Annotated in this window: 22 protein-coding genes, 2 tRNA genes and 1 pseudogene; 16 read left to right on the top strand and 9 right to left on the bottom strand. The window is 74.9% G+C overall.

What is annotated here, in order from left to right:
• Window positions 1-87: 87 nt before the first annotated feature.
• Entirely contained in the window at window positions 88-1,041 is a 954-nt protein-coding gene (locus XF36_RS04730) for an NAD(P)/FAD-dependent oxidoreductase (protein ID WP_082375164.1), read from the bottom strand.
• Between the two features lie 73 nt (window positions 1,042-1,114).
• Here XF36_RS04730 and XF36_RS04725 point away from each other — a divergent pair, with 73 nt between their 5' ends.
• Window positions 1,115-1,726, top strand: coding sequence for an MSMEG_1061 family FMN-dependent PPOX-type flavoprotein (locus XF36_RS04725; RefSeq protein WP_020627377.1), 612 nt, complete (start codon window positions 1,115-1,117; stop codon window positions 1,724-1,726).
• Here the strand turns inward: XF36_RS04725 and XF36_RS04720 are convergent.
• Window positions 1,713-2,684, bottom strand: coding sequence for an o-succinylbenzoate synthase (locus tag XF36_RS04720; RefSeq protein WP_060711039.1), 972 nt, complete (start codon window positions 2,682-2,684; stop codon window positions 1,713-1,715). The two genes, XF36_RS04725 and XF36_RS04720, sit on opposite strands and share 14 nt — an antisense overlap.
• A 50-nt stretch (window positions 2,685-2,734) precedes the next feature.
• Here XF36_RS04720 and XF36_RS04715 point away from each other — a divergent pair, with 50 nt between their 5' ends.
• Genes XF36_RS04715 through XF36_RS04700 form a run of 4 tightly spaced genes read left to right on the top strand, consistent with a single transcriptional unit; the run spans window position 2,735 to window position 6,414 of the window.
• Entirely contained in the window at window positions 2,735-3,340 is a 606-nt protein-coding gene (locus XF36_RS04715; RefSeq protein ID WP_238589122.1) for a TetR/AcrR family transcriptional regulator, read from the top strand.
• Window positions 3,341-3,366: 26 nt separating this feature from the next.
• Window positions 3,367-4,182 carry a siderophore-interacting protein gene (locus XF36_RS04710; protein ID WP_060711038.1) on the top strand — a complete coding sequence of 272 codons (816 nt, stop codon included), beginning with the start codon at window positions 3,367-3,369 and terminating at the stop codon, window positions 4,180-4,182.
• Complete coding sequence (locus XF36_RS04705) at window positions 4,179-4,919, top strand: response regulator transcription factor (protein WP_060711037.1); 741 nt, start codon at window positions 4,179-4,181, stop codon at window positions 4,917-4,919. Before XF36_RS04710 ends, XF36_RS04705 begins: the two co-directional genes overlap by 4 nt.
• Before the next feature lie 4 nt (window positions 4,920-4,923).
• A complete protein-coding gene (locus XF36_RS04700) occupies window positions 4,924-6,414 on the top strand; it encodes a sensor histidine kinase (RefSeq protein WP_060711036.1) in 1,491 nt (496 codons plus the stop codon).
• Here XF36_RS04700 and XF36_RS04695 read toward each other — a convergent pair.
• The 3 genes from XF36_RS04695 to XF36_RS04685 all read right to left on the bottom strand — a co-directional run bounded on the left by XF36_RS04695 (window position 6,400) and on the right by XF36_RS04685 (window position 8,381).
• Window positions 6,400-7,194 carry a MerR family transcriptional regulator gene (locus tag XF36_RS04695; protein WP_060711035.1) on the bottom strand — a complete coding sequence of 265 codons (795 nt, stop codon included), beginning with the start codon at window positions 7,192-7,194 and terminating at the stop codon, window positions 6,400-6,402. The two genes, XF36_RS04700 and XF36_RS04695, sit on opposite strands and share 15 nt — an antisense overlap.
• A 383-nt stretch (window positions 7,195-7,577) precedes the next feature.
• Entirely contained in the window at window positions 7,578-8,117 is a 540-nt protein-coding gene (speG, locus tag XF36_RS04690) for a spermidine N1-acetyltransferase (protein WP_020626815.1), read from the bottom strand.
• Between the two features lie 63 nt (window positions 8,118-8,180).
• The gene (locus XF36_RS04685) at window positions 8,181-8,381 is read right to left on the bottom strand and encodes a hypothetical protein (protein WP_143510313.1); all 201 of its coding nucleotides are present in this window, start codon (window positions 8,379-8,381) and stop codon (window positions 8,181-8,183) included.
• Window positions 8,382-8,544: 163 nt separating this feature from the next.
• On the opposite strand from XF36_RS04685, the gene XF36_RS04680 reads away from it, so the two are divergent.
• Together XF36_RS04680 and XF36_RS04675 are read left to right on the top strand one after the other, a co-directional pair.
• Window positions 8,545-10,215 carry an AMP-binding protein gene (locus tag XF36_RS04680; protein WP_060711033.1) on the top strand — a complete coding sequence of 557 codons (1,671 nt, stop codon included), beginning with the start codon at window positions 8,545-8,547 and terminating at the stop codon, window positions 10,213-10,215.
• Between the two features lie 53 nt (window positions 10,216-10,268).
• On the top strand, window positions 10,269-11,207 hold the full coding sequence (locus XF36_RS04675; protein ID WP_060711032.1) for a sucrase ferredoxin: 939 nt from the start codon (window positions 10,269-10,271) through the stop codon (window positions 11,205-11,207).
• Here XF36_RS04675 and XF36_RS04670 read toward each other — a convergent pair.
• From XF36_RS04670 to XF36_RS04660, 3 genes are read right to left on the bottom strand one after another with little or no spacing between them, the layout of a single operon-like run.
• Entirely contained in the window at window positions 11,204-11,989 is a 786-nt protein-coding gene (locus tag XF36_RS04670) for an HAD family hydrolase (protein ID WP_064485372.1), read from the bottom strand. The two genes, XF36_RS04675 and XF36_RS04670, sit on opposite strands and share 4 nt — an antisense overlap.
• Window positions 11,986-12,486, bottom strand: coding sequence for a GNAT family N-acetyltransferase (locus tag XF36_RS04665; protein WP_060711031.1), 501 nt, complete (start codon window positions 12,484-12,486; stop codon window positions 11,986-11,988). Before XF36_RS04665 ends, XF36_RS04670 begins: the two co-directional genes overlap by 4 nt.
• Window positions 12,487-12,523: 37 nt before the next feature.
• Entirely contained in the window at window positions 12,524-13,051 is a 528-nt protein-coding gene (locus tag XF36_RS04660; protein ID WP_060711030.1) for a hypothetical protein, read from the bottom strand.
• A gap of 203 nt (window positions 13,052-13,254) precedes the next feature.
• Here XF36_RS04660 and XF36_RS04650 point away from each other — a divergent pair.
• The 5 genes and pseudogenes from XF36_RS04650 (at window position 13,255) to XF36_RS04630 (ending at window position 21,454) form a co-directional block, all read left to right on the top strand.
• A pseudogene (locus XF36_RS04650) lies at window positions 13,255-15,418 on the top strand (ArnT family glycosyltransferase).
• Between the two features lie 83 nt (window positions 15,419-15,501).
• On the top strand, window positions 15,502-16,782 hold the full coding sequence (locus XF36_RS04645; RefSeq protein ID WP_060714422.1) for a bifunctional glycosyltransferase family 2/GtrA family protein: 1,281 nt from the start codon (window positions 15,502-15,504) through the stop codon (window positions 16,780-16,782).
• Entirely contained in the window at window positions 16,779-19,034 is a 2,256-nt protein-coding gene (locus XF36_RS04640) for a glycosyltransferase family 39 protein (protein WP_060711027.1), read from the top strand. Before XF36_RS04645 ends, XF36_RS04640 begins: the two co-directional genes overlap by 4 nt.
• Before the next feature lie 156 nt (window positions 19,035-19,190).
• Window positions 19,191-19,742, top strand: coding sequence for a PH domain-containing protein (locus XF36_RS04635; RefSeq protein WP_060711026.1), 552 nt, complete (start codon window positions 19,191-19,193; stop codon window positions 19,740-19,742).
• The gene (locus XF36_RS04630; protein ID WP_060711025.1) at window positions 19,739-21,454 is read left to right on the top strand and encodes a PH domain-containing protein; all 1,716 of its coding nucleotides are present in this window, start codon (window positions 19,739-19,741) and stop codon (window positions 21,452-21,454) included. The genes XF36_RS04635 and XF36_RS04630 overlap by 4 nt, the downstream gene beginning before the upstream one ends.
• Here XF36_RS04630 and XF36_RS04625 read toward each other — a convergent pair.
• Entirely contained in the window at window positions 21,417-22,976 is a 1,560-nt protein-coding gene (locus XF36_RS04625) for a helicase HerA-like domain-containing protein (protein WP_060711024.1), read from the bottom strand. The two genes, XF36_RS04630 and XF36_RS04625, sit on opposite strands and share 38 nt — an antisense overlap.
• Before the next feature lie 79 nt (window positions 22,977-23,055).
• Here XF36_RS04625 and orn point away from each other — a divergent pair, with 79 nt between their 5' ends.
• The 4 genes from orn to XF36_RS04605 all read left to right on the top strand — a co-directional run bounded on the left by orn (window position 23,056) and on the right by XF36_RS04605 (window position 25,290).
• Window positions 23,056-23,688 (top strand): oligoribonuclease, encoded by a 633-nt coding sequence (gene orn / locus XF36_RS04620; protein WP_060714421.1) that lies wholly within the window; start codon window positions 23,056-23,058, stop codon window positions 23,686-23,688.
• A 64-nt stretch (window positions 23,689-23,752) separates the two neighbouring features.
• A tRNA-His gene (locus tag XF36_RS04615) sits at window positions 23,753-23,825 on the top strand.
• A 49-nt stretch (window positions 23,826-23,874) separates the two neighbouring features.
• Window positions 23,875-23,947, top strand: a tRNA-Lys gene (locus XF36_RS04610).
• A gap of 128 nt (window positions 23,948-24,075) precedes the next feature.
• On the top strand, window positions 24,076-25,290 hold the full coding sequence (locus XF36_RS04605) for a tyrosine-type recombinase/integrase (RefSeq protein WP_060711023.1): 1,215 nt from the start codon (window positions 24,076-24,078) through the stop codon (window positions 25,288-25,290).
• The last annotated feature ends 4 nt before the right edge of the window (window positions 25,291-25,294 follow it).

Genomic DNA, 25,294 nt, shown 5'->3' with positions numbered 1-25,294 from the left:
GGCCAGGGCCCGCCACTACCCACCCTCCCCGGGGCCTGCCGGGGCTCGTCGACGGGGCGTGGCGGGCGGGGGCGGTGCGTGCGGGGTTCAGCGACCCAGGCGCCCCGCGAGCTCCCCCGCCAGCTCCAGCCCGGACAGCCAGGCCGTCTGCACCCGGGACCGGCCCCAGCCGTCCCCGGCCAGAGCGACGCCGTCGTCGCCGAGGTGGAAGGTCTGCTCGCGCTGCGCGGCGGGGGCGGCGAAGCGCCAGCGGTGCACGTGCGTCCACTCCGGCGCGGCGGTGACGCCCAGCAGCTCACGGACCGCGGCGGTCATCGCGGGCACCGCGGCGGCGGGATCGGCGTCGTGGGCGCGCACGAGGTCACCGGTGGAGTGCGCGACGAGCACGGGCGCGTCGTCGCCGCGGCGGTCGCCGTCGTCGGCGACGAGGGACAGGACGGGGTGGTCGTTGACGAACGCCGCGGGCAGCCGCGGCCAGTCCCGGCCGGCGAACCCGGCGGTCAGGGCGAGCACCGGGTTCCACGCCCGCCCGGCGACGGCGGCGCCCGCGGGGGTGTCCGGGTCGAGCAGCCGGGCGGCCTGCGGGTCGGGCATCGCCAGGACGACGGCGTCGGCGCGCTCGCCGTCGACGGTCGGGCCGTCCGGGCCGGGGCGGACCCGCTCGACGGTCCGGCCGGTACGGACGTCCAGGCCGCGGGCGGTGTCGGTGACCAGCGACCGCAGCCCGGCCGGTGCCGCGAACCGCAGCGGGCCGGAGCTGTCCGGGCCCCGGATGGCGCCGTCGAACACCGCGAGGGTGTCGGTCCACCCGCGGACCAGGCCGTCGTCGCGCCAACGTCGGACACGGGCGTCGAACCGGTCGTCGGAGACGGTGAAGTAGGCGGCACCGATGTCGGCGGGACGGTCCCCGTGGCGGTGCACCGCCAGCCGTCCTCCGACCTCGCGGGACCGCTCGTACACCGTCACGTCGACACCGCGGGCCGCCAGCTCCGCGGCGCAGGTCACCCCGGCGATGCCGGCCCCGATCACGATCACGCCCATCCCCGGGACCCTAGGCGGGGGTCGCCAGTGAAGCATGTTCACGGTTAGGGTGCCCTAAGAGCGAAGGGACGCGATGGAACACGTGACCGACGAGGCCAGACTCCGCGAGATCATCGGCGAGGTGCCCGCGTTCATCCGGGACAAGGCGCGTGAGCGCATCGACCCGGTGACTGCGGAGTTCCTGGCGGCGTCGCCGTTCTTCCTGCTGGCGACGACCGGGCCCGACGGCGTCGACGTCTCACCCCGGGGCGACCCGGCGGGCTGCCTGCTGGTGCTCGACGAGCACACGGTCGCCTTCGCCGACCGCAAGGGGAACCGCAGGCTCGACTCGATGCGCAACATCCTGCACGACCCGCGGGTCGGGATGATCGTCGTCGTGCCGGGGTCGAACGACACCGTGCGGATCAACGGACGGGCCCGGATCGTGTACCGGCCGGACTTCGCCGAGCGGCTCACCGTGAAGGGCTCGACGCCCGAGGTGGCGATCGTCGTCGAGGTCGACGAGCTGTTCCTGCACTGCGCGAAGGCGTTCCTGCGCTCGTCGCTGTGGGACACCGCGACCTGGCCGGACCGGGGCGCGGTGCCCAGCGCCGGGAAGCTGGTGAAGGGCCAGTACCGGATGCCCGGCCCGGCGCGGGTGATCGACGCGGCCATGCGCCGCGACAGCCGGGTCAACCAGTACTGACCCGGTCGGCCCCGGCCGCGGCGTCGAGCAGCGCGGCGACGCGGTCGTGCCGGTCGCGCCACCAGGCGGCGCGGTCGGCGTCGGCCGCGACCCCGGCCCGGTGCACCGGCTCGGGCGCGACCCGCGGCACGGGCAGGAACCCCCGCTCGGGGACGTACGGCTCGGCGACGACGTCGGCGGCCAGCAGCGAGACCGTCCCGAGCCCGCAGGCGTGGTGCAGCTCCGGCAGCGCCCCGGCCAGCGCGAGCCCGGCGGCGAGACCGACGCTCGACTCCACCGCCGAGGACACCACGACCGGCAGCCCGACCTCCTCGGCGATCCGCAGGGCCCGGCGCACCCCGCCCAGCGGCGACACCTTCAGCACGACGACGTCGGCCGCTCCGGCCCGCACCACCCGCATCGGGTCCTCGGCGCGGCGGATCGACTCGTCCGCGGCGATCGGCACGTCCACCGCCCGGCGGACGGCGGCGAGGTCGTCGACCTCCCAGCAGGGCTGCTCGACGTACTCCAGACCCCCGGCGGCCCGGTCGAGCTCGCCGATCGCGGCGACGGCCGTCGCGACGTCCCAGGCGGCGTTGGCGTCCACCCGGACCAGCCCGGCGGGGCCGAGCGCGTCGCGGACGGCGGCGACGCGCTCGACGTCCTCGGACAGCGGAGCACCCGGGTCGGCGACCTTGACCTTCGCGGTGGTGCAGCCGGAGGCGCGCACGATCCGCTGGGCCCGCTCGGGCCCGACGGCGGGCACGGTGCAGTTGACCGGCACCCGGTCGCGCACCGGTTCCGGCCAGCCCGTCCCGGCCGCCTCGCGGGCCGCGGCCAGCCACGCGACGGCCTCGCGGTCGTCGTACTCGGGGAAGGGGCAGAACTCGCCCCAGCCGGCCGGGCCGGACAGCAGCAGGCCCTCGCGCACGGTGATCCCGCGGAACCGGGTGGTCATCGGCAGGGAGTAGACGTCCATTCCCGCTCACTTCCTACCGTCAGTAACTTACTGAGGGTAAAGTCTCCGACGTGACCGCGCAGACCGTACCCGGCCCCCGCCGCCGCGTGCCCAGGGCGGAGCGCGAGCGCCAGATCGTCGACGCGGCCGTCGCCGTCTTCGGCGAGCGGGGCTACGCCGAGGTCTCGATGGAGCAGGTCGCTGAGCGGGTGGGTGTCACCAAGCCGGTGCTCTACACCCACTTCGGGTCCAAGGAGGGCCTGCTGCTGGCCGCGATCGCGCGGGCCCGGTCCGAGCTGCTCGACGTCGTCGCGCAGGCGGCGGGGGCCGCGGACTCGCCGGAGGCGATGCTGCGGGGCGGGACGCTGGCCTTCTTCCACTACCTGGACCGCCGGGCTCCGGCCTGGCAGCTGTTCTGCTCCGAGGCCGGGGTCACCGACACCGCGCTGGAGGAGATCCGCGCCCAGCAGACCGACTTCATCGCCGCCCTGCTCGCCGCGCAGGTCCCCGGCACCGAGCCGACCCGGCTGACCGGCTGGGCGCAGGTGATCGTCGGGGCCTGCGAGCGGCTCGCCGTCTGGCGCGGCCAGGACGAGGCGATCACCGCGGACCAGGCCACCGAGTTCCTGATGGACCTGGTCTGGACCGGCCTGGCGGGCCTCGGCGACCGGACCTGAGCGCGCGTCCGGGACAATTCCCGGCCATGAGCACGACCGCACCACGCCTGCTGCAGGTGGCCCGCACCGAGCGGGTCACCCCCGGCATGGTCCGGGTGACCCTGACCGGCGAGGAGCTGGCCGGGTTCCCCGGGCACGGCCCGGACCGCCGGATCAAGATGTTCTTCCCGGTCGAGGGCCAGGAACGACCCGCCGTGCCGCGCGCCTCGACCGGCGGCCCGGTCTGGCCCGCCGGGGAGGCCCGCCCGGCGATCCGCACCTACACGGTGCGCCGCTTCGCCCCCGACGCCGGCGGCCACGGTGAACTCGACGTCGACTTCGTCGTCCACGCCGGGCACGGGCCGGCCGCCGCCTGGGCCGTGTCGGCCGCCCCCGGGGACTGGGTCGGGGTGTCCGAGCCCGGCGGGCGCTGGGAGCCGGACCCGGCCGCCGCGCACCACCTCGTGATCGGCGACGAGTCCGCCCTGCCCGCCATCGCGACCGTGTGCGAGACCCTCGCCGAGGCGGCCCCCGGGGTGCCGGTCCGGGTCGTCGCCGAGGTCGCCGACGCCGGCGAGGAGCAGACCCTGCCCGGCGACGTCGCCGTCACCTGGGTGCACCGCGGCGCCGCCCCGGCGGGTGAGCCGCTGGTCGCGGCAGTGCGGGCCGCCGAGCTGCCCGACGGCCGCGGCCAGGCGTGGCTGTCCGGGGAGTCCGCCGCGGTCAAGGAGCTGCGCGCGCACCTGCTCGACGAACGGGGGTTCGACCGGCGCGCCGTCTACGCCACGGGGTACTGGCGCGCGGTGAACCGACAGCGAACGCACAGCCGTCGCACAGGTCCGTGCGGTGTGCTCCTAGCATGACCGAGGTGATGGACCGGGACGCCGACCCGCTGCGCCGCGCCGACGGCGGCCCGATCCGGGTGCTCGTCGTGGACGACGAGCCCACGTTGTCGGACCTGCTCTCGATGGCCCTGCGCTACGAGGGCTGGGAGGTCCGCGCCGCCGCCGACGGGATGTCCGCGGTGCGTCACGCCCGCGACTTCCGTCCGGACGCGATCGTGCTCGACGTGATGCTGCCCGACGTCGACGGCTTCGAGGTGCTGCGCCGGGTCCGCGCCGACACCCCCGAGGTGCCGGTGCTGTTCCTGACCGCGCGCGACGCCGTCGAGGACCGGGTCGCCGGCCTCACCGCGGGTGGCGACGACTACGTCACCAAGCCGTTCTCGCTGGAGGAGCTGGTCGCACGGCTGCGCGGGCTGCTGCGCCGCGCGGGGATGGCCGCCGCCCAGCGCTCCTCGGAGCTGGTGGTGGGCGACCTGGTGCTCGACGAGGACGCGCACGAGGTGTCCCGCGCCGGCGAGCCGGTGGAGCTGACCGCGACGGAGTTCGAGCTGCTGCGGTACCTCATGCGCAACCCCCGCCGGGTGCTGTCGAAGGCCCAGATCCTCGACCGGGTGTGGAACTACGACTTCGGCGGCCAGTCCAACGTGGTCGAGCTCTACGTCTCCTACCTGCGCAAGAAGATCGACGCCGGTCGCCGGCCGATGATCCACACGGTGCGCGGCGCGGGCTACGTACTGCGGCCCGCCGCGGACTGACCCGATGGTCGTCACTCGCGTCTCCGGTCAGGTCCGCTCGCTGCGGGCCCGGCTCGTCGGCACGGTGCTGCTGCTGTTCACGGTGGCGTGCGTGGCGATCGGCGTCGCGACGACCCTCTCGCTCGACCGCTACCTGTCCACCCGGCAGGACCGCGAGCTGTCGTTCTCCCTGGAGGGCTTCGTCGCCCAGCAGACCGGGCGCGCCCCCGGCCGGCTCACCCACGACGACGGCACCCCCACGCCGGGCGGCCAGGGCGGGGGCCCGCCCGGGGGGATGTTCCTCGGCCCGGGCCCCGGCACGAACGCGATCGGGGCGGTGCTGGACGACGGCCGCGTCGTGAGCGCCCGCCTGGCCCAGCGGGGCGGGACCACCACCGCCGTCCCCGAGGCCGACCTGGCCGCGCTGCGCTCGATGCCCGCCGACACCACCGCCCGCGACGTGACGCTGTCGCTGGGCGACTACCGGGTGATCGGCTGGACCGAGGGGACGACGACCTACCTGATCGCACAGCCGGACAACGCCGGTGCCACCGTGAGCAGGCTCGTCGTCATCGAGCTCGTCGTGCTCGGCGGGGCCGTGGTGCTCACGGGCGGTGCGGCGGCCGTGCTGGTGCGGCGCGCGCTGCGTCCGCTCGAACGCGTCGCCGGCGTCGCCGCACAGGTCGGGAACCTGCCGCTGGACCGGGGCGAGGTGCACCTCGCCGCACGCGTCCCCGAGCCCGACCCGCGCACCGAGGTCGGGCAGGTCGGCACCGCGCTCAACCACATGCTCGACAACGTCGAGGGCGCACTCGCCGCCCGCCAGGAGTCCGAGACGCGGCTGCGTCGTTTCGTCGCCGACGCCAGCCACGAGCTGCGCACCCCGCTGACGGCGATCCGCGGCTACGCCGAGCTGTCGCGCCGCGAGCGCGAGCCGGTCCCGGAGCGGACCACCCACGCGCTGGCCCGGATCAGCTCGCAGGCCGAACGCATGTCCACGCTGGTCGAGGACCTGCTGCTGCTCGCCCGGCTCGACGCGGGCCGGCCGCTGGAGCGCGCCGAGGTGGACCTCACGCGGCTGGTCCTCGACGCCGTCGGGGACGCCCACGTGGCGGGCCGAGACCACCGCTGGTTCCCGCAGCTGCCCGACGAGCCGGTCACCGTCACCGGCGACGCCCACCGGCTCGCCCAGGTGGTCACCAACCTGTTCGCGAACGCCCGCACCCACACCCCGCCCGGCACGACGGTCACCGTCACCCTCGGCCACCCCGTCCCCGGCCGGGTCCGGCTCCAGGTCGCCGACGACGGCCCCGGCATCGCCCCGGACGTCCTGCCCCGGGTGTTCGAGCGGTTCGCCCGCGGCGCGGAGGGGCGCACCCGTGCCGGGAACGACACCCCCAGCACCGGGCTGGGCCTGGCGATCGTGGCGGCGGTCGTCGCCGCCCACGACGGGACGGTCGGGGTCGACAGCTCCCCCGGCCGGACGGTGTTCACCGTCGAGCTACCGGTCCGCTGACGGTTCGGCTGCCTCGGAGTCGCCTCGCGGGTCGGCCGGGGCGAGGTCGATGGACAGCCGGCGGATGAAGTCGTCCATCGCCTGCTGCATCGTCTGGCGGAAGGCACCGAGCAGGGACTGGGTGGCGACCGGCTGCAGGGCCTCGACCGCCGTGCGCAGGTCCGCGACGCCGTGCCGGGGCAGCCCGGCCGCGACGTGCGCCGCCCAGACCTGCTCGCGGAACAGCTCGACGAAGATCTCGGCGATCTCCCGGGTCCGGGACAGCAGCTCCTCGCCGACCTGCTCCACCGCCTCCGGTGCCAGCCCGAGCGCGACGGCGTGCGCCCCGGACCGGACCATCGCCGGGTTGAGCACGCGCAGCCGACCCGGGCCGGTGCGCTCGATCAGCCCGGACGCGGCCAGCCGCTCGACGAACTCCGGGGACGTCCGGGCGCCGGCCCACTCGGCCAGGTCCTCATCGGCGAGCTCGACCGCCTCCTCCGGCTGCCACGGCGCGAGCATGCCGCGGTAGAGGCGCAGCGCCTCCTCCGCGCTGCTGGAGGGGGTCTGGTTGATCAGCACGCCGATCGCGGCGAGGGAGAACCCGCGCCGCTGCAGCCCGGCGATCAACTCCAGCCGGGCCAGGTGGACCGGGCCGTACCAGGCGGTGCGCCCGCGCATCTCCCCCGGCTGCAGCAGGCCGCGGGACAGGTGGGCGCGCACGTTGCGGACGGTCATACCGGCACGTGCGGCGAGCGTGTCGATCGGGAACTCGTCCCCGGCCGTCGGGGTTCCGGACATCGGGGCAGATCCTACTCGCGACGGCCGGGCGCGCACGGTGACGACGAGCGGACCGCAACCACCCCGCGACCCACCGCGACGACGGTCGCGGGCACTCGCCGACGATCAACGATGTCATCGGTCGGCCGATCCGCACCGCGACATCGGTCCGACACCGGCCAGCACCCGATTCCCGCTGGTCACAGGAGCACCATGGCGAACGTTGACACGAACACGTGTCGAGATAGTAGTCTTCTCGGGTGTCGTCGTCATCAAGGTCGACGCGCCCGACTCCGGTCGCATGCCCGCGGCCGGTGCACGCCGGGCCGGCCGACGGGTCCCCCTCCCTGCCGGCCGGTCCGGTCAGCTCGGTGCGGTCCGTCGACCCGGTGCGGTCCGTCGACTCACTGCGGCCCGTCGACGGTGCGGCCGAGATGGTCGCGCTGCAGCACCGCCATCCGGTAGGCGTCGTGGTAGCGGCCGCTGGCGAAGTACTCCTCGCGCAGCTCCCCCTCGACGACGAAACCGGTGCGCTCGTAGGCACGCACGGCGCGGGTGTTCTCGATGTCGACGACCAGGTACACCTTGTGCAGGTTCAGCACGCCGAAGGCGTAGTCGAGGGCCCCGGCGGTGGCGCGGGCGGCGAGCCCCCGGCCCTGGAAGGCGGGGGCGACGATGATCTGGAACTCGGCGTTGCGGTGGATGTAGTCGATCTCCACCAGCTCGACCAGACCGGCCCGCTCACCCGCGCAGTCGATGATGAACCGCCGCTCGCGGTTGTCGTGCACGTGCCGGGCGAAGATCTCCTGCAGCTCGACGAGCGACTCGAAGGGCTCCTCGAACCAGTACGACATGATCCCGGAGTCGTTCGACAGCCCGTGGACGAACGGCAGGTCCTCCCGCTCCAGGGCGCGCAGCCGCATCTCGGGGGTGGTCGTGCTCATCGGGGCCTCCGCGGTCGACGGACACCGTGCCCGTCGACCCGGAAACCTACGAGGCCGGTGCGCTCAGCGCCCGACCCGGGCCCGCTGCGGCGTGCACGACGGACAGTCGCGCCACGGCAGGCTGCGCGAGTCGGCGGGGCGGGCCGCACCGCAGCGGCAGACGCCGGCGATGCCGCCGAACCCGGGCATCGACTTGGTCGGACGTCCCGCACGGACCAGCGTGCGGCCGGAAGCGGACGTGTGCGTGGGCAGGTACAGGCGCATCGAGATCCCCGACGGTGTGTGGTGGAGTTCGGCGACCTGTGGGCCACCGAAGGACACATCGTCTTCACCCTACGAAACATGACGGACATACTCAGTGACCTCTGACACAGATCCCCCCACCGGACCCGACGGCCCGGCGGGTCGCCCTGCCAGACTGCGCCGCATGGCTGGCTCTCCGCTGCTCCAGAACCTCTCCGGCACCGCCCGCACCGCCTACGAGCTGGGCAGCGGCACCGCCCGCGCCGCCGTGGCCCTGACCCGCTCGGGAGTCGTCCGCCCGCTCGGCCCCGGGAAGCTGTACGGGATGGGCCGGGCACTGGTGCGCTACGGCAACAGCATCACCGCGGCGTTCGCCGTCGGGGCGGCCCGCCACCCGTACCGGCTCGCCGTCGTCGACGACGACGGGGTCACCACCTACGCCGAGCTGGAGGAACGCACCGACCGCCTCGCGCTGGCCCTGCTCGACTCGGGCGCCGGACCGGGCGCCCCGGTCGGGGTACTGTGCCGCAACGCCCGCGCACCGATCGAGGCGATGGTGGCGGCGGGCAAGGTCGGCGCCGACGTCGTGCTGGTCAATACCGGGCTCGCGGCCGAGCAGCTGCGCGGGGTGCAGGAGCAGCAGAAGCTCCACACGCTCGTCGCCGACCCGGACTTCCTCGACGTCGTCCCGCCCGGACCGCGCGTCGTGCTCACCTCGACCCCGGACGGGCCGCGTCCCGCCGGCGACCGGGTGCTCGACGATCTCGACGCGATGGTGGAGCGGGGCGGGCCGGGCGAGCTGCCGTTCAAGCCGGAGCCGTCCAAGCAGATCGTGCTGACCTCCGGCACCACCGGGACACCCAAGGGCGCCAAGCGGCCGCACCCGTCGACCCTCGCCCCGGCGGCGTCGATCCTCTCGGCGATCCCGCTGCGCGCGGGTGAGCCGACGCACATCGCCGCTCCGCTGTTCCACACCTGGGGCAACGCCGGGCTGCTGCTCGCCTCGCTGCACGGCGCGACCGTCGTGCTGCGCCGCAAGTTCACCCCGGAGGGGTTCCTCGCCGCCGTGCGCGAGCGCCGGTGCACCACGGTGTTCGCGGTGCCGGTGATGCTCCAGCGCGTCCTGGAGTCCGGCGCCGAGGGCTGGGGCGCCGACCGGGACGACCCGGCGGGCCCGCGGATCGTGGCCGTCTCCGGGTCGGCGCTGCCCGGCGGGCAGGCCAACCGGTTCATGGACCGCTTCGGCGACTGCCTCTACAACCTCTACGGATCCACCGAGGTCTCCTGGGTCTCGATCGCCGGACCGGAGGACCTGCGCGACGCCCCCGGCACCGCGGGCCGCGCCCCGGCCGGGACCACCCTGGTCATCCTCGACGAGGACGACCAGCCCGCCCCGGCAGGCGTCGACGGCCGGGTGTTCGTGGGCAACGACCTGCCGTTCGAGGGCTACACCGGCGGCGAGGAGGGCCTGGAGGAGCACGACGGGCTGCTGGGGACCGGCGACGTCGGGCACCTCGACGAGCACGGACGGCTGTTCCTCACCGGCCGGGCAGACGACATGATCGTCTCGGGCGGGGAGAACCTGCACCCCGGCCCGGTGGAGGAGCTCATCTCCGGGATGGACGGGGTGCGCGAGGCCTGCGTCCTCGGGGTGGACGACGACGAGTACGGCCAGCGGTTCGCCGCCTGGGTGGCGCTGGAGCCGGGTGCCGAGGTCACCGCGGACGCGATCCGCAGCCGGGTGAAGTCCGACCTGGAGAAGTTCGCCGCACCGCGGGACGTGCACTTCCTCGACGAGCTGCCGCGCAACCAGACCGGGAAGGTGCTGCGCGCCGAGCTGCCCGGCCGGGACTGACCCTTCCGGGTGGTCCGGGTTGAAGTCAGGCAAACCTTCCCTAAGATGGCCCGATGACGGTCACCGTGACACGTGGCGCACCCGGCGGTCCCGCCGGGGCGCCCGTCTCGGGCTGTTCCGGGCTGAGCGAGGCGCTCGGCGAGCCGATGACCGGCACCGCGCCGCACGTGCGTCGCCTCGTCGCGGTCGAGCACATCGGCGCCTGGCCGCGGAAGGTCGCCGACCACCCGGACCCGGCCGTGGCCGCGCTGTTCGACCGGCTCCGCGCCGACGACGTCATCCTGCTGCTGATCCGCCGCTCCGGCCGCGAGGGCCGCTGCGACGCCGACGGCGCCCGCACCGTCTACGTCGCCGACCTCGCCCCGGGCGGCTCACGGGCGTGGTCGCGCACCGTGCGCAGCACCGACGACCTCGCCGGCATCGACCTCGACCCGGGCGCGGGCACCCCGGTGCTCGACCCGGTGATGCTGGTGTGCGCGCACGGCAGGCGTGACGTCTGCTGCGCCGTCCGCGGCCGCGCGCTCGCCGGGGACCTGGCCGCCGAGGGCGCCGACGTGTGGGAGTGCACCCATCTCGGCGGGCACCGGTTCGCGCCGACCGCGCTGGTGCTGCCCACCGGCTACGCCTACGGCCGCCTCGACACCGACGGCGCGCTGGCCGCGCTGAAGGCCGCGGCCGGCGGCGGCGTGGACCCGTGGTGCTGTCGCGGTCACACCGGGATGGACCCGGTCGGCCAGCTCGCCGAGCTCGCCGTGCGCGAGCACACCGGGATCGGGGACGCCACGGCGCTGCTGGTCGACGCCGCCGATCCGAGCGTGGGTGGTGACGGCGGGCGCCCGGACGGGCACCTGGTCACCGTGCGCTCCCGCGACGGCCGGAGCTGGACGGTGCCGGTCACGACCGACACGACCCTGCCGCCGCGGCCGCCGTCCTGCGGGGCGGCCCTGGAGGCGGCGACACCGCTGGTCGCGGGCACCCCCGCCGAGCACTAGCCGAACACGCGCTCCAGGGCGCGGGCCAGGCCGTCCTGCTCGACGGTGTCGGTGGACTCGTCGGCGTCGGCGTGCACGTCCGGCGGGGCCTGCCCCATCGCGATCCCGCGGCCTGCCCAGCGCAGCATCGCGCGGTCGTTGTCGCCGTCGCCGACGGCGAGGACCTCGGAACGGTCGACACCGAGCCGGGCCGCGACCCGCGCGAGCCCGGACGCCTTGGACACCCCGGCCGGCACCAGCGTCACCCACGGCAGCTCGTGGTCGAGCGTCGGCTCGGTGCCGGGCACCCGGAGCCGGGAGGCGCGGGCCGCGGTCTCCGCCGGGTCGTGCCCCGGCCAGTACATGACCAGCTTGGGTGTCGGCTCGTCGAGCAGACCGCCGCGGCCGACCTCGGTGACGGTGCCGGCGAGCACGCCGTCGGGGAACGGGGCGCTGACCCGCTGCCCGACGCCGACGTGCTCGCAGGCGAACACCGCCCCCGGGAACAGCTCGGTCATCGTGTCGAGGGCGGCGGTCACGGCCTCGGGGCCGAGCCGCTCCATCGTCAGCACCCGGCGGGTCGCGGTCTCCATCTCGACCGCGCCGTTGGAGGTCAGGGTGACGCCGTCGCGCAGCCCGATCGCGTCCAGCGCACCGGCCACGCCGACGACGGTCCGGCCGGTGCACAGCATCACCTCGGCCCGGGTCCCGGCGAGCGCGATCGCCTCGAGGACCGCAGGGCTCGGGGGCCTGCGCCCGTGGACGATGGTGCCGTCGATGTCGAGCGCGACCAGCCGGATCACGTCCCCGACCCTACGTCGAGCCGGAACCGGGCGACGCCGTCGCGGGTCCCGGTGGGGCGCATCCCGATCCGCTCCAGCACCCGCTCCGACGCACGGTTGCCGGGCTCGACGCCCGCGACCAGCGGCGACGCCCCGGCCGAGCGGGCCAGGGCGAGCAACAGGCCGGCGGCCTCGACGGCGTAGCCGCGGCCGCGGCGCGACGGCACCACGCCGTAGCCGAGCTCGACGGCGGCCGGGCCGTCGTCGGGGGCGGGGAACAGCCCCGCACCGCCGACGACCGTTCCACCGTCGCGTTCGACGAGCAGCCGGTGGCCGAGCTCGCCCCAGCCCGGCCCGCCCGGGTCGCGGGCGAGCAGCCGGGCGACGATCCGGTCGCCCTCGGCGGGAAAGTCCGGCGCCCAGTCGGCGCGCCGGGCGCCGGCCACGACGGCCGCCGCCACCGCCGGGGTCCATCCGGGGAGCAACAGTCGTGGTCCGTGCAGGACGGGGACGGGCACGGGTCGATTCTCCCCCGTGCCCGCCCCCGGGGTGTGGTCAGCTCCCGGAGCCGCCGGTGGTCGGCGCCGCGGACCCGGACTCCTGGGCGACCGCGGCGCACGCCTGCTGCGCCGTCGCCCAGGCCGTGCTGTCGACGCCGGGAGGTGCCTCGCCGACACCCGAGCCACCGGCCCCGCCCTGACCGCCCGCGGCGGGCGCGCCGCTCGGCGGTGCCCCCAGGGTCCCGCCCTCACCGGCGGCCTGCCCGCCGCCCTGTCCCCCGGCACCGCCCTGCCCACCAGGGCCGCCGTCGGGCGGCGCGGGGACACCGTTCTGCTCCAGACAGGCCATCAGCGCATCCGAGCCGGTCCCGGCCGCGCCGCCGGCCGCCGCGGTACCGGTGGATCCGCCGGCGTCCGCGCCTGACTGCCCGTCGGCCGCCGCGGACGTCCCGCAGGCCGCGGCGCCGAGCAGCACCACGGCGACGGCGGTGCCGGCGGCGAGACGACGGCCGCGCCGCAGCAACGGTCCGCGGCGCGCCTGCCCGGGGTCCACGGTGGACGCCGGGGTGGTATCGGTCGACATGTCTCCGGTACTCCTGTTCTGGCCGGGACGGACGGGCGGTCTGCCCGGGCGCGGCTCCGGCCGGTACCCAGGCTCGCGGGGGCTGCTGTGTCGCGGCTGTGTGCGGCGTCGGAGCGGGCTCTGAACGTTCCCTCCGCCTCGTCACAGCTGGTTCACAGGTCGATCACCGGGTCCGCACAGCGCTCGGGAGCAGCGTCGCGAGGGTGACGAGCACCCTGTCCCGGCCCCGGCCGGCTCCCGCACCCGACCCGTCCCCTCCCACCCGCCGGGTCCTTCGGCACCTGCCGCTCGCCGCGCTGCTGGGAGGAGCGGCCGCGCTGTATCTGTGGGGCCTGTCGGAGTCGGGGTGGGCGAACGCGTACTACGCCGCCGCCGCGCAGGCCGGTGGCCAGAGCTGGTCGGCCTGGTTCTTCGGCGCCTCCGACGCGGCCGGCGGCATCACGGTGGACAAGGCCCCCGGCGCGCTGTGGCCGATCGGGCTGTCGGTGCGGCTGTTCGGGCTGTCCAGCTGGAGTGTGCTGGTGCCGCAGGCACTGATGGGTGTCGGTGCGGTCGCACTGCTGCACGCGGCGGTGCGCCGGGCCGCCGGCCCCGGGGCGGGACTGCTCGCCGGGGCGACGCTCGCGCTGACCCCGGTCGCGGTGCTGATGTTCCGCTTCGACAACCCCGACGCGATGCTGGTGCTGGTCCTGACCGGCGCCGCGTACGCGATGACCCGGGCCGTCGAGCGGGGTGTCACCGGTTGGCTGGTGCTGGCCGGGGCCCTGGTCGGGTACGGCTTCCTCACCAAGATGCTGCAGGCCTTCCTGGTTCGCGCTGATGTGGCTGGTCGCCGCGCCGGTGGCCTGGTGGCCGCGTCTGCGCGGCCTGATCGTCGCCGGTGCGGCACTGGTGGTGTCGGCCGGCTGGTGGGTGCTCACCGTGGAGCTGTGGCCGGCGGCGGACCGGCCCTACATCGGCGGCTCGCAGTCGAACAGCGTCCTGGAGCTGGTGTTCGGCTACAACGGCGTCGGTCGGCTGACCGGCGACGAGGTCGGTTCGGTCGGCGGCGGCGCGGGCGGCCGGACCGGCGGGTGGGGTTCCACCGGGCTGCTGCGGCTGTTCGGCTCGGAGATGGCCCGCGAGGCGTCCTGGCTGCTGCCCGCGGCGCTGCTGCTGCTCGGGGTGCTGCTCCTGCGGACCCGACGGGCCCCCCGCACCGACCCGGCACGGGCGGCGGTCCTCCTCTGGGGCGGCTGGCTGCTCGTGACGGGCCTGACGTTCAGCCTGATGGCCGGGATCATCCACAGCTACTACACCGTGGCGCTGGCCCCGGCGGTCGCCGCACTGGTCGGGATCGGCGGGGCGACGCTCTGGCGGGACCGCTCCTCGGTGGGGGCACGGTGCTCGCTCGCGGCGGCCATCGCGCTGACGGCGGTCTGGTCGTTCGCGCTGCTGCCGTCGGACTGGCTCGGGTGGTTGCGCTGGACCGTGCTCGTCGTCGGTCTGCTCGCCGCGGCCGCGCTGACCGGGGTGCACCGGATGCCGCGCGCGCTGGCCGCGGTGGTGCTCGCCGCGGCCGTGGCCGCCGGCGGCGCCGGGACCGCGGCCTGGTCGGTGGCGACGGCGGCGACCCCGCACTCCGGGGCGATCCCGAGCTCGGGTCCGCAGGGCTACGGCTCGGGCCCCGGCGGGGGCGGCGGTCCGGGTGGGATGCGCGGGGGTCAGGGCGGCCCCGGTGGCCCTGGTGGGCAGGGCGGTCCCGGCGGCCCCGGCGGACAGGGCGGCTCCGGCGGACAGGGCACGGCGCCCCCGGCCACCGACGGTGGCGGCACGACCGGCGGCACGGATCCGTCCGGAGCCCCCGCGGGCGGCACCGACCGGAACGGCTCGGGTCCGGCCGTCGCGGGTCCGAGCGGCACCGGTCAGAACAGCACCGGTCAGAGCAGCGGGAACGGCCGCGGACCCGGCGGCGGTGGGCCCGGCGGCGGTGGGCCCGGCGGCGGTGGGGGCCCGGGCGGGATCCTCAGCGCGCCGACCCCGTCGGCGCAGCTCACGGCACTCGTCGCGCAGGACGCCGGCTCCTACACCTGGGCCGCGGCCGCGATCAGCTCGATGCAGGCCGCGGGCTACCAGCTCGCCGCGGACGCACCCGTGCTCGCCGTCGGCGGCTTCAACGGCACCGACCCGTACCCGACGCTGGAGCAGTTCCAGCAGATGGTCGCCGAGCAGCGGATCCACTGGTTCGTGGGCTCGTCGGGCAGCGGGATGATCAGCACCGACTCCGGCGGCAGCGACGCCGCCCTGCGCATCGCCGAGTGGGTCGAGGCTACGTTCCCGGCGCAGACCGTGGACGGCGTCACCCTCTACGACCTGAGCGCGTCGTGACCGGCACCACGGACGACGGCCTCACAGCCGGCGCACAGGTCGATCACACCGTCACGACATCGCGGTCGACGACCGTCGTCCCCATGACCACAGTCGCCACCGGCCCCGTGCCCGGCACCCGCCCGGAATCCGGCCGACACCCGCGGACGGTGCTCGACATCGTCGTCCCCGTCTACAACGAGGAGGGTGACCTCGAGTCCTCGGTCCGCCGGCTGCACGCGTTCCTCACCGGCAGCTTCCCGTACTCGTTCCGGATCACCGTCGCCGACAACGCCAGCACCGACGCCACTCCGGCGATCGCGGCGCGGCTGGCCGGCGAGATCGCCGAGGTCCGCACCGTGCGTCTGGAGCAGAAGGGCCGCGGCCGCGCACTGCGGCACGTGTGGTCCGCCTCGGACGCCGACGTGCTGGCCTACTGCGACGTCGACCTGTCCACCGACCTGGGTGCCCTGCTCCCGCTGGTGGCCCCGCTGGTGTCCGGGCACTCGGACCTGGCGATCGGCACCCGGCTGGCGCGGGCGTCGCGGGTGGTACGCGGCCCGAAGCGGGAGTTCATCTCGCGCAGCTACAACCTGATCCTGCGCGGGGCGCTGTCGGCCCGCTTCTCCGACGCCCAGTGCGGCTTCAAGGCGATCCGCTCCGACGTCGCGCGGCGGCTGCTGCCGCTGGTGGAGGACACCGGCTGGTTCTTCGACACCGAGCTGCTGGTGCTGGCCGAGCGGGCCGGGCTGCGCATCCACGAGGTGCCGGTCGACTGGGTCGACGACCCGAACTCCAGCGTGGACATCGTCGCGACCGCGACCGCGGACCTGAAGGGCGTGTGGCGGGTCGGGCGGGCGCTGGCGACGGGAACGCTGCCGCTGGCCGACATCCGGGCCCAGCTCGGCCGGGCGCCACTGGAACCGACCCCGGTGCCGGGTGTGCCGCGGTCGATGCCGTTCCAGCTGGCGCGCTTCGCGGCGATCGGGGTCGCGTCGACCGCGGCGAACCTGCTGCTGTTCCTCGCCCTGCGCGGAGTCCTCGGCATGATCGCGGCGAACGTGGTGGCCATGCTGATCTGCGCGGTGGCCAACACCGCGCTCAACCGGCGTTTCACCTTCGGCGTCCGGGGCCGCGACCGCGCGGTCACCCACCAGTTCCAGGGCCTCATCGTGTTCGGGCTGGGGCTGGCCCTGACCACCGGCGCGCTCGCCCTGCTCGGGGCGCTGGTGCCGGGTGCGCACCTGGCCGTCGAGGTCGTGGTGATCGTGGTGGCGAACCTCGTCGCCACGGTGCTGCGCTTCGTCCTGTTCCGCGCGTGGGTGTTCCGGCCGGCTGCCGCCACCCCCGCGACCGTTCCGCTCGAGAAGGCGACCGCCCTGTGACCAGCACCCTCGACCGGACACCGACCCGGTCCGATCCTGCCCCCACCGCGGCCGGCCGGTCGCGGTGGGGGCGGCCCGCCGCGGTGGCCGCCCTGCTCGTCGGGACGGGTGTGCTCTACCTGTGGAACCTGGGTGCCTCGGGCTGGGCGAACTCGTTCTACGCGGCCGCGGTCCAGGCGGGTGCGCAGGACTGGACGGCGTTCTTCTTCGGCTCGCTCGACCCGCAGAACGGCATCACCGTCGACAAGCCGCCGGCGTCGCTGTGGCCGATGGAGATCGCCGCGCGGATCTTCGGCTTCAGCTCCTGGAGCATGCTGGTGCCGCAGGCGCTGATGGGCGTCGCCGCGGTGGGGCTGCTCTACGCCGCGGTGCGCCGGGTGTCCGGGCACGGCGCGGGGCTGTTCGCGGGCGCGCTGCTCGCGCTGACCCCCGTCGCGGCACTGATGTTCCGTTTCAACAACCCCGACGCGCTGCTGACCCTGCTGATGGTCGCCGCGGCCTACCTCGTCGTGCGCGGCTGCGCCGACGGGCGGACGCGCTGGATCGTCGGTGCCGGGCTGGTGCTCGGGTTCGCGTTCCTGGCCAAGTCGCTGCAGGCGTTCCTGGTACTCCCGGGGATGACACTGGCCTGGTCGTGGGCCGCGCCGGTCCGTCCGTGGCGACGGGTGTGGCAGCTGTTGGCCGGGGGCGCCGGGATCGTCGTCGGGGCCGGGTGGTGGCTGCTCGCGGTCGCGCTGTGGCCGGTCGGCGCGCGTCCCTACATCGGCGGCTCGGGGGACAACACCCCCCTGGGACTGGCGTTCGGCTACAACGGCCTCGGCCGGATCACCGGCGGGGAGCGCATGGGCGGCGGCATGCCCGGAGGCGGCATGCCCGGAGGCGCCGCGACGGGTGACTCCGCGGACGGCGCGACCGGCGGGATGCCCGGCACGACCGGCGGCGGCATGCCCGACGCCATGGGCGGGGGCATGCCCGGCGGCATGGCCGGCGGACCCGGCGGCGGGGGCATGGGCGGCGGCTTCGGCGGGCAGACCGGACTGCTGCGGATGTTCGAGTCCTCGTTCGGCACGCAGGTGTCCTGGCTGCTGCCGGCCGCGCTGGTCCTGCTGGTCGCGGCGCTGGTCCTGCGCGGACGGGTGGCCCGCACCGACGGTGTGCGCGCGTCGCTGCTGCTGTGGGGCGGATGGACGCTGGTGACGATGCTGGTGCTCTCCTACATGGAGGGCATCGTGCACCCGTACTACTCGGTGGCACTGGCGCCGGGGATCGCGGCGCTGGTCGCGATCGGCGGCCGGGAGGTGCTGGCCCACCGCGACCGCTGGTGGGCGCGCGGAGTCCTCGCCGCGACGACGGTCGGCACCGCGGTGTGGGCGTTCGTTCTGCTCGGCTGGTCCCCGGAGTTCCTTCCGTGGCTGCGCTGGGTGGTGCTGGTGCTCGGTGTCGTGGCCGGGGCGGCGCTGCTGCTGCCCGCAGGACGGCGGTGGTGGACGGCCGTGGTCCTCGGCGCGGCGCTGCTCAGCGGGATCGCGGCCCCGGCGGCGGCCGTGCAGACGGCCGCGACGACCCACCAGGGGTCGATCCCGACCGCGGGGCCGACCGTCTCCGGTTCCGACGGCGGACCGGGCGGCGGGCCGGGTGACGGCGACGGCCGTGGCATGCGCGACCGGGGTGGCGACGCCTCCGGAACCCGAGCCGGTACCGGTGGCGACGGCGCCACGCCGGGCGTCGGCACCACTCCGGGCGGCAGCACCACCCCGGGCGACGGCACCACCGCGGGCAGCAGTGCCATCCCGGGCGGTGGCGGCACCGCGGACGGCAGCGCCGATCCCTCCGACGGCACCACCGCGGGCGACGGCACGACCCGGCCCGGCGCGGGTGGTCCCGGCGGCGGACCGGACGAGGGGCGGTCGAGCGAGCAGGTGGCGGCCCTGCTGCGGGATGCGGGCCCGGCCCGCTGGGCCGCGGCGACCGTCGGTTCGCAGAGCGCGGCCTCTCTGATGCTCGCCGCCGGACCCGACACCGCGGTGTTCGCGATCGGCGGCTGGTCCGGCAGCGACGAGGCACCGACCCTGGAGCAGTTCCAGCAGTACGTGCAGCAGGGCGACGTCCGGTACTTCGTCGACGGACGCGGCGGCGGACCGGGCGGTGACCGGGGCGTCGGCTCACAGATCAGCACCTGGGTGGCCGAGCACTACACGGCCGTCACGGTCGACGGCACCACGGTCTACGACCTGTCCGCGCCGGCGCGCTGACCGTCCTCGCCCGCCGAGTGGCACACCACGTACCCGGATCCGGTCGCCGGCCGCACGTGGTGTGCCACTCGGCGGGTACCCCCGTTTCGGCCACGGTGCGGTCTCCGACGGCGCGCTCGGCTGCTCCCGGCGGGCGCAGTTGGGCAGAGTGGGGCCATGACCGCCACCGGCCCCCGCACCGGCGACCCCGGATCCGGGATCCCGACCGCCGCGCTGCCGCTTCCGCTGCGCCCACCCGCGAACCGGGTCGACCCCCGCGCCGTCTGGTGGTGGCGGCTCTCGGCGGCGCTCGTCCCGCTCGTGCTGCTCGTCGGCCAGGTCGTCGCGTGGTTCCTGCTGCCCGCGGTCCCGTGGCACGGGGTGCTGATCGCGACCGTCGTGCTGACGGTGGGGTGGCTGCTCGTCGGGACGCTCGTCGTGCCGGGTCTGCGCTACCGGCTGCACCGCTGGGAGGTGACCGAGGACGCCGTATACACCCGGTCCGGCTGGCTGGTGCGGGAGTGGCGGATCGCGCCGATCCCGCGGGTGCAGACCGTCGACACCGAGCACGGCCCGCTGCAGCAGGCGCTGGGCCTGGCGACGGTGACCGTCACGACCGCGTCGGCCCGCGGCCCGGTCCGGATCGCCGGGCTCGACGCCGACGCCGCCGCCGAGCTCGCCCGCCGGCTCACCGAGACGACGGGGCGGCACAGCGGGGACGCGACGTGAGCGAGCCCGCACCCGTCGCACCCGCGGGCGACACCGGCACGACCCCCGGCGAGGTCGGCTGGCGACGGCTGCTGCTCGTGGGCCCGGCCACCGCGCTGCTGCGGCTGGCCCCCGCGCTGGTCGTGCTGGTCCTGTTCGGCGCGGGCAGCGGCAACTCCACCCAGGTCTGGATCGCGGGGGCGGCGGTCGTCGTCGCGGTCGCGGCGGGCGTCGTGCGCTGGCGCACCACCCGCTACCGGATCACCAACGAGCGCGTCGAGCTGCACAGCGGGCTGCTGAACCGGCAGCGCCGCTCGGTGCCGCGGGACCGGATCCGCACCGTCGACCTGACCGCACCGCTGCTGCACCGGCTCGTCGGGCTGTCGGTGGTGAAGGTCGGGTCCGGGCAGAGCGGGTCGGACGCGGGCCTCGACCTCGACGCCGTCGCCACCGACGAGGCCGAACGGCTGCGTCGCGAGCTGCTCGCCCGCCCCGCTCCGGCACACGGACCGGCCGCGGCCACCGACGGGACCGGGGCCGCCCGGATCGGGGCCATCGGGACCGGGGCCGACGGGACCGGGGCCGCGGCCGCGGCCGGGGCCGGGGCCGGGGCCGGGGCCGGGGCCGACGAGGCTGGGGCCGACCGAGGCGGAGCGTCCGTCGGCACGGCGGGTCCCGTCGAACCGGAGGGCGAGGAGCTCGACCGGATCGACTGGTCCTCGCTGCGCTACGCCCCGCTGACGGTCAGCTCGCTGGCCGCGATCGGCGCGCTGGCCGGCGCGGCCTGGAACCTGCTGAACGAGACCGGTCTCGACCCCCGCTCGCTGCCCGGTGCCGACACCGTCGCCGGGGAACTGTCGACCGCGCCGGTCTGGGCGACGGTGCTCGTCGCGGTCGGTGCGCTGCTGCTGGTCATGGTCGTCGGCAGCATCGTGCTGTTCGTCGAACGCTGGTGGGACTACCGGCTCAGCCGCGAGCCCGACGGCACGCTGCGGGTGCGCCGCGGCCTGCTGACCAAGCGCTCGCTGTCGGTGTCCGAGCAGCGGCTGCGCGGGGTGACGGTGTCCGAACCGCTGCTGGTGCGGGCCCTGGGTGGCGGCGCCCAGGCCGGGGCGCTGGCCGTCGGCCTGGCCGGCGACGACGCCGACTCCGGCAGCGGCGCGCTCGGCCCGCCGGTGCGCCGCGCACACGCCCACGCCGTCGCCGCGACTGCCGCCCGCGCGACCGGCCCCGTCACCGACGGCCCGCTGCGGGCGCACCCGGCGCGGGCCCGGACCCGGCGGCTGGTCCGCGCGGTCGGTCCGGCGCTCGGGGTCGCCGCGGCGCTCGGGGTGCTCGCCTGGTCCGACGCCGCGGTGTGGCCGGTCGTGGTGGGTGTCTCGCTGGTCCTGGTCGCCGTACCGCTCGCGCTGGACCGCTACCGCGCCCTGGGCCACCGGCTCGACGAGCACTACCTCGTCGCCCGGCACGGGTCACTGCTGCGCACCACGACCGCGCTGCGCCGCGACGGCGTCATCGGCTGGCGGATACGGCAGAGCCTGTTCCAGCGCCACGCCGGGGTGCTGACGCTGGAGGCGACCACCGCCGCGGGCGGCGGCTCGGTGCTGGTGCTGGACCTGGACCCCGCCGACGCCGTCGCGCTCATGGCCGCGGTCACCCCGGACCCGGTAGCGCCGTTCCGGGTCCCGCCGCGGGTCAGCGACGCCGGCGGGTCCCGAACAGGCTGCGGGTGATCTCCCGGGTCACCGTGTTCGTGAGCTGACGACCGGTCGGCGACTGCAGGAAGTCCCCGATCTTGGAGAAGATCCCGCCGCCCGACGAGTCCTGCGGCGGGGGCGGCGGGGCCTGGCCCGGCTCCGGAGCGGGGGCGGGCGCCCCGACCGGCGTCGCCTCGCCACCCGGTCCGGCCGCGATGCTCGCGGTGAGCTTCTCGTAGGCCGACTCGCGGTCCACCATCTGTCCGTACTTCGCCTGCAACGGCGAGGCGGCGGCGTCGGCGCGGACGTCGTCGACGGGCAGGGCGGCCATCAACGAGCGCGGGGCCCGCAGCCGGGTCCAGGCGACCGGTGTGGGCGCGCCGCGCTCGGACAGCACCGTGACGATCGCCTCACCGGTGCCCAGCGAGGTCAGCGCCGACTCCAGGTCGTAGACCTCGGACTTCGGATAGGTCCGCACCGTGCGCGACAACGCCTTCTGGTCGTCCGGGGTGAAGGCCCGCAGCGCGTGCTGGATCCGCGCGCCGAGCTGGGACAGCACCTCGTTCGGCACGTCGGTGGGCAGCTGGGTGCAGAAGAACACCCCGACGCCCTTGGACCGGATGAGCTTGACGGTCTGCTCGATGCGGTCGAGGAACGCCTTCGAGGCGTCGGTGAACAGCAGATGCGCCTCGTCGAAGAAGAAGACCAGCTCGGGCCGGTCCAGGTCACCCGCCTCGGGCAGCTCCTCGTACAGCTCGGCGAGCAGCCACATCAGGAACGTGGAGAACAGCACCGGGTTCGCGGCGCGTTCGGCCAGCTCCAGCAGCGTGACGACACCCTTCCCGTCGACCTGACGCATCAGGTCCGCGGGATCGAACTCGGGCTCGCCGAAGAACTCCTCGCCGCCCTGGGCCTCCAGGTTGACCAGTGCGCGCAGGATGACCCCTGCCGTCGCCGGGGAGACCCCGCCGATGCCCTTGAGGTCGGCCTTGCCCTCGTCGGAGGTGAGGTGCGTGATGACCGCGCGCAGGTCCTTGGTGTCGAGCAGCGGCAGCCCGCGCTGGTCGGCCCAGTGGAAGATCAGGCCGAGGGTGGACTCCTGGGTGGCGTTGAGGCCGAGCACCTTCGCCAGCAGGATCGGGCCGAACTGGGTCAGCGTCGCCCGCACCGGGACGGCGACGCCGCCGTCGCCCAGGGACAGGAACTGCACCGGGTACGCGGTCGGGACCCAGTCGTCGCCGGCGTCGGTCGCGCGGGCGGTGACCTTGTCGTTCGGCTCACCCGGCCGGGCCATGCCGGACAGGTCGCCCTTGACGTCGGCGAGCAGGACCGGGACCCCGGCATCGGAGAGCTGCCCGGCCAGCGCCTGCAGCGTCTTCGTCTTGCCGGTGCCGGTCGCCCCGGCCACCAGGCCGTGCCGGTTCAGCGTCGCGAGCGGGATCCGGACCCTTGCCTGCGGGTCGCACACGCCGTCGACGAGGACGGTGCCGAGCTCCAGCGCGGCCCCGTCGGTGGCGTATCCGGCGGCGATGGTGCGAGCGGGTGTGTCGTCAGCCACGGCGCGAGCCTAGGGCACTCCCCCAACGGTGGCGGGCGAGGCTCGCGCCCGTCGCACCGATGTCACCTAGGCTGTGGCGATGACCGATCGGCTGGTGTGGATCGACTGCGAGATGACCGGGCTGGATCTGGGCTCCGACGCCCTGATCGAGATCGCGGCGCTGGTCACCGACGGCGACCTCAACATCCTCGGCGAGGGCGTCGACGTGGTGATCGCCTGTGACGACGCGAAGCTCGACGCGATGCCCGACGTCGTCCGAGACATGCACGCCCGGTCCGGGCTGACCGCCGAGGTCCGGCGCGCGACGGTCACGGTCGAGCAGGCCGAGAAGATGGTGCTCGACTACGTCCGCACCCACGTCCCGGACGCCCGCTCCGCGCCGCTGGCCGGCAACTCGATCGCCACCGACCGCGGGTTCATCGCCCGGGACATGACCGAGCTGGACTCATACCTGCACTACCGGATGATCGACGTCAGCTCGGTGAAGGAGCTGGCGCGGCGCTGGTTCCCACGGGTGTTCTACGCGAAGCCGGAGAAGGGCCTCGCGCACCGCGCGCTCGCCGACATCCGCGAGTCGATCCGCGAGCTGGCCTACTACCGGCAGGCGCTGTTCGTGGCACCGCCCGGTCCGACGACCGAGCAGGCGCAGGCCGCGGCGGCCGCGGTCGCGCGCGTCGCGGCACCCCCGCAGACCGGTACGACCCCCGGCTGAGGGCTCCCGCGGACCCCGGTCTATAGTTTCTCCAGCGCTTCCGGGAGTCCGGGAGATCGCGATGGTGGGTGTAGCTCAGTTGGTAGAGCACCTGGTTGTGGTCCAGGGGGCCGCGGGTTCAAGTCCCGTCACTCACCCGGTCGCCGATTCTGCAGCAGCAGAGCCGTGCGACGGACAAGTACACATGCGCCGTTAGCTCAATTGGCAGAGCAGCTGGCTCTTAACCAGCGGGTTCGGGGTTCGAGTCCCTGACGGCGCACACATGTTCGCAGGCCACAGGCTTGCTATAATCCTCACCGCAAGATCGGGAGCGCCTTTACCGCTCCGAAACTCTTGCTGGACCTTCCCGGTGAGGAGCGCATGGCACGTCCACCGCTCCCTCTCGGTATGCCCGGGTCCATCTCCGTCAGCGAACAGACGCCCGGCCGCTGGGTCGCCCGGTGTAAGTTCCGGGACCAGGACGGCGTCACCCGGCCGATACGCAAGCATGGCCCGACGAAGACCGGCGCACGCAACGCCCTCAACGAGGCGATCAGCGACCGGCAGCGCGCCGGCCGACAACGCGCCGGCGAGCTCACCCCCGGCTCGACGTTCGCCGACGCCGCCGTGCTCTTCCTCGCCCGGGTGGCGAGCCGTCGGGCGGACTCGACGCACGCCCTGTACGAGTTCCACCTGCGAAACACGATCCTGCCCGCGATCGGGGCCCTACGGCTCCGGGAGTGCACGGTCGGACGGATCGACGCGTTCCTGGCGGCCCTGGAGTCTCGCTACGCGGCGAACACCCGTCGGAAGCTCCGGAGCATCGTCAGCGGTGTACTGCAGCATGCCGTCCTCGCGGAGGCGATCCCCCACAACCCGGTCCGGGACCTCGATCGAATCGAGCAGTCGAACGGCGCTCGCAAGACGAAGCCACGCGGCCTGACGATCGTCGAGCGCCAGCGATTCTTGAAATGGCTCGACGGCTCGTCCGATGACGAGGACGAGCGTCGCAAACAACTCGTCGCGCAGCGGGCCGATCTTCCCGACCTGGTGCGGTACATGCTGGGCACTGGCTTACGAATCGGCGAGGCGCTCGCATCCCGGCCTTGCGACGTGAACCTCGCCGGCATCGACCTTGACGTGGCTGGTGGTCGACGCACGATTCCGGTCGTCGCGATGGCGGGCAACATGACCTGGGTGAAAGGGAAGGGGCTCGTCCGACACGAGGGGAAGAGCGCATCGGCGCTGCGCCTCATCCCGCTTCCGAACTTCACCGCAACGATGCTGCGACGACGACTGTCGGCAGAACTGGCTCCCGAGGATCCCCTCTTCCCCGCCGCAGGCCGGGACGGCCGCCTCACATTTCGATATCCAGCCAACGTCCGGCGCTCACTTCGATCGGTCCGGGACGAGGTCGAGCTGGGGTGGATGACCCCGCACACCTGGCGGCGGACGTACGCCACGATTCTCGATGACGAGATCTCGTTCACGGATCGAATGAAGGCCGATCTCCTCGGTCAGGCGAAGTTTCTGAAAGACGAGTATGTAAGTCGAGGCGAGCTACATCCTGAGGCGGCGGTGGTACTGGACAACGCATTGAACCCACCGACTGAAGCGAAATAGCATC

The organism is Pseudonocardia sp. HH130629-09 (genome assembly GCF_001294645.1).
Lineage (GTDB): Bacteria > Actinomycetota > Actinomycetes > Mycobacteriales > Pseudonocardiaceae > Pseudonocardia.
Note: the sequence above shows the minus strand (reverse complement) of the source record. Positions and strands in the feature narration are given on the sequence as shown.

What these genes read in the sequence shown, in the direction of transcription:
- XF36_RS04730 (WP_082375164.1), bottom strand. Translation starts at nt 1,041, where the DNA reads ATGGGCGTGATCGTGATCGGGGCCGGCATCGCCGGGGTGACCTGCGCC.
- XF36_RS04725 (WP_020627377.1), top strand. Translation starts at nt 1,115, where the DNA reads ATGGAACACGTGACCGACGAGGCCAGACTCCGCGAGATCATCGGCGAG.
- XF36_RS04720 (WP_060711039.1), bottom strand. Translation starts at nt 2,684, where the DNA reads ATGGACGTCTACTCCCTGCCGATGACCACCCGGTTCCGCGGGATCACC.
- XF36_RS04710 (WP_060711038.1), top strand. Translation starts at nt 3,367, where the DNA reads ATGAGCACGACCGCACCACGCCTGCTGCAGGTGGCCCGCACCGAGCGG.
- XF36_RS04705 (WP_060711037.1), top strand. Translation starts at nt 4,179, where the DNA reads ATGACCGAGGTGATGGACCGGGACGCCGACCCGCTGCGCCGCGCCGAC.
- XF36_RS04700 (WP_060711036.1), top strand. Translation starts at nt 4,924, where the DNA reads ATGGTCGTCACTCGCGTCTCCGGTCAGGTCCGCTCGCTGCGGGCCCGG.
- XF36_RS04695 (WP_060711035.1), bottom strand. Translation starts at nt 7,194, where the DNA reads ATGTCCGGAACCCCGACGGCCGGGGACGAGTTCCCGATCGACACGCTC.
- speG (WP_020626815.1), bottom strand. Translation starts at nt 8,117, where the DNA reads ATGAGCACGACCACCCCCGAGATGCGGCTGCGCGCCCTGGAGCGGGAG.
- XF36_RS04685 (WP_143510313.1), bottom strand. Translation starts at nt 8,381, where the DNA reads ATGCGCCTGTACCTGCCCACGCACACGTCCGCTTCCGGCCGCACGCTG.
- XF36_RS04680 (WP_060711033.1), top strand. Translation starts at nt 8,545, where the DNA reads ATGGCTGGCTCTCCGCTGCTCCAGAACCTCTCCGGCACCGCCCGCACC.
- XF36_RS04675 (WP_060711032.1), top strand. Translation starts at nt 10,269, where the DNA reads ATGACGGTCACCGTGACACGTGGCGCACCCGGCGGTCCCGCCGGGGCG.
- XF36_RS04660 (WP_060711030.1), bottom strand. Translation starts at nt 13,051, where the DNA reads ATGTCGACCGATACCACCCCGGCGTCCACCGTGGACCCCGGGCAGGCG.
- XF36_RS04645 (WP_060714422.1), top strand. Translation starts at nt 15,502, where the DNA reads ATGACCACAGTCGCCACCGGCCCCGTGCCCGGCACCCGCCCGGAATCC.
- XF36_RS04635 (WP_060711026.1), top strand. Translation starts at nt 19,191, where the DNA reads ATGACCGCCACCGGCCCCCGCACCGGCGACCCCGGATCCGGGATCCCG.
- orn (WP_060714421.1), top strand. Translation starts at nt 23,056, where the DNA reads ATGACCGATCGGCTGGTGTGGATCGACTGCGAGATGACCGGGCTGGAT.
- XF36_RS04605 (WP_060711023.1), top strand. Translation starts at nt 24,076, where the DNA reads ATGCCCGGGTCCATCTCCGTCAGCGAACAGACGCCCGGCCGCTGGGTC.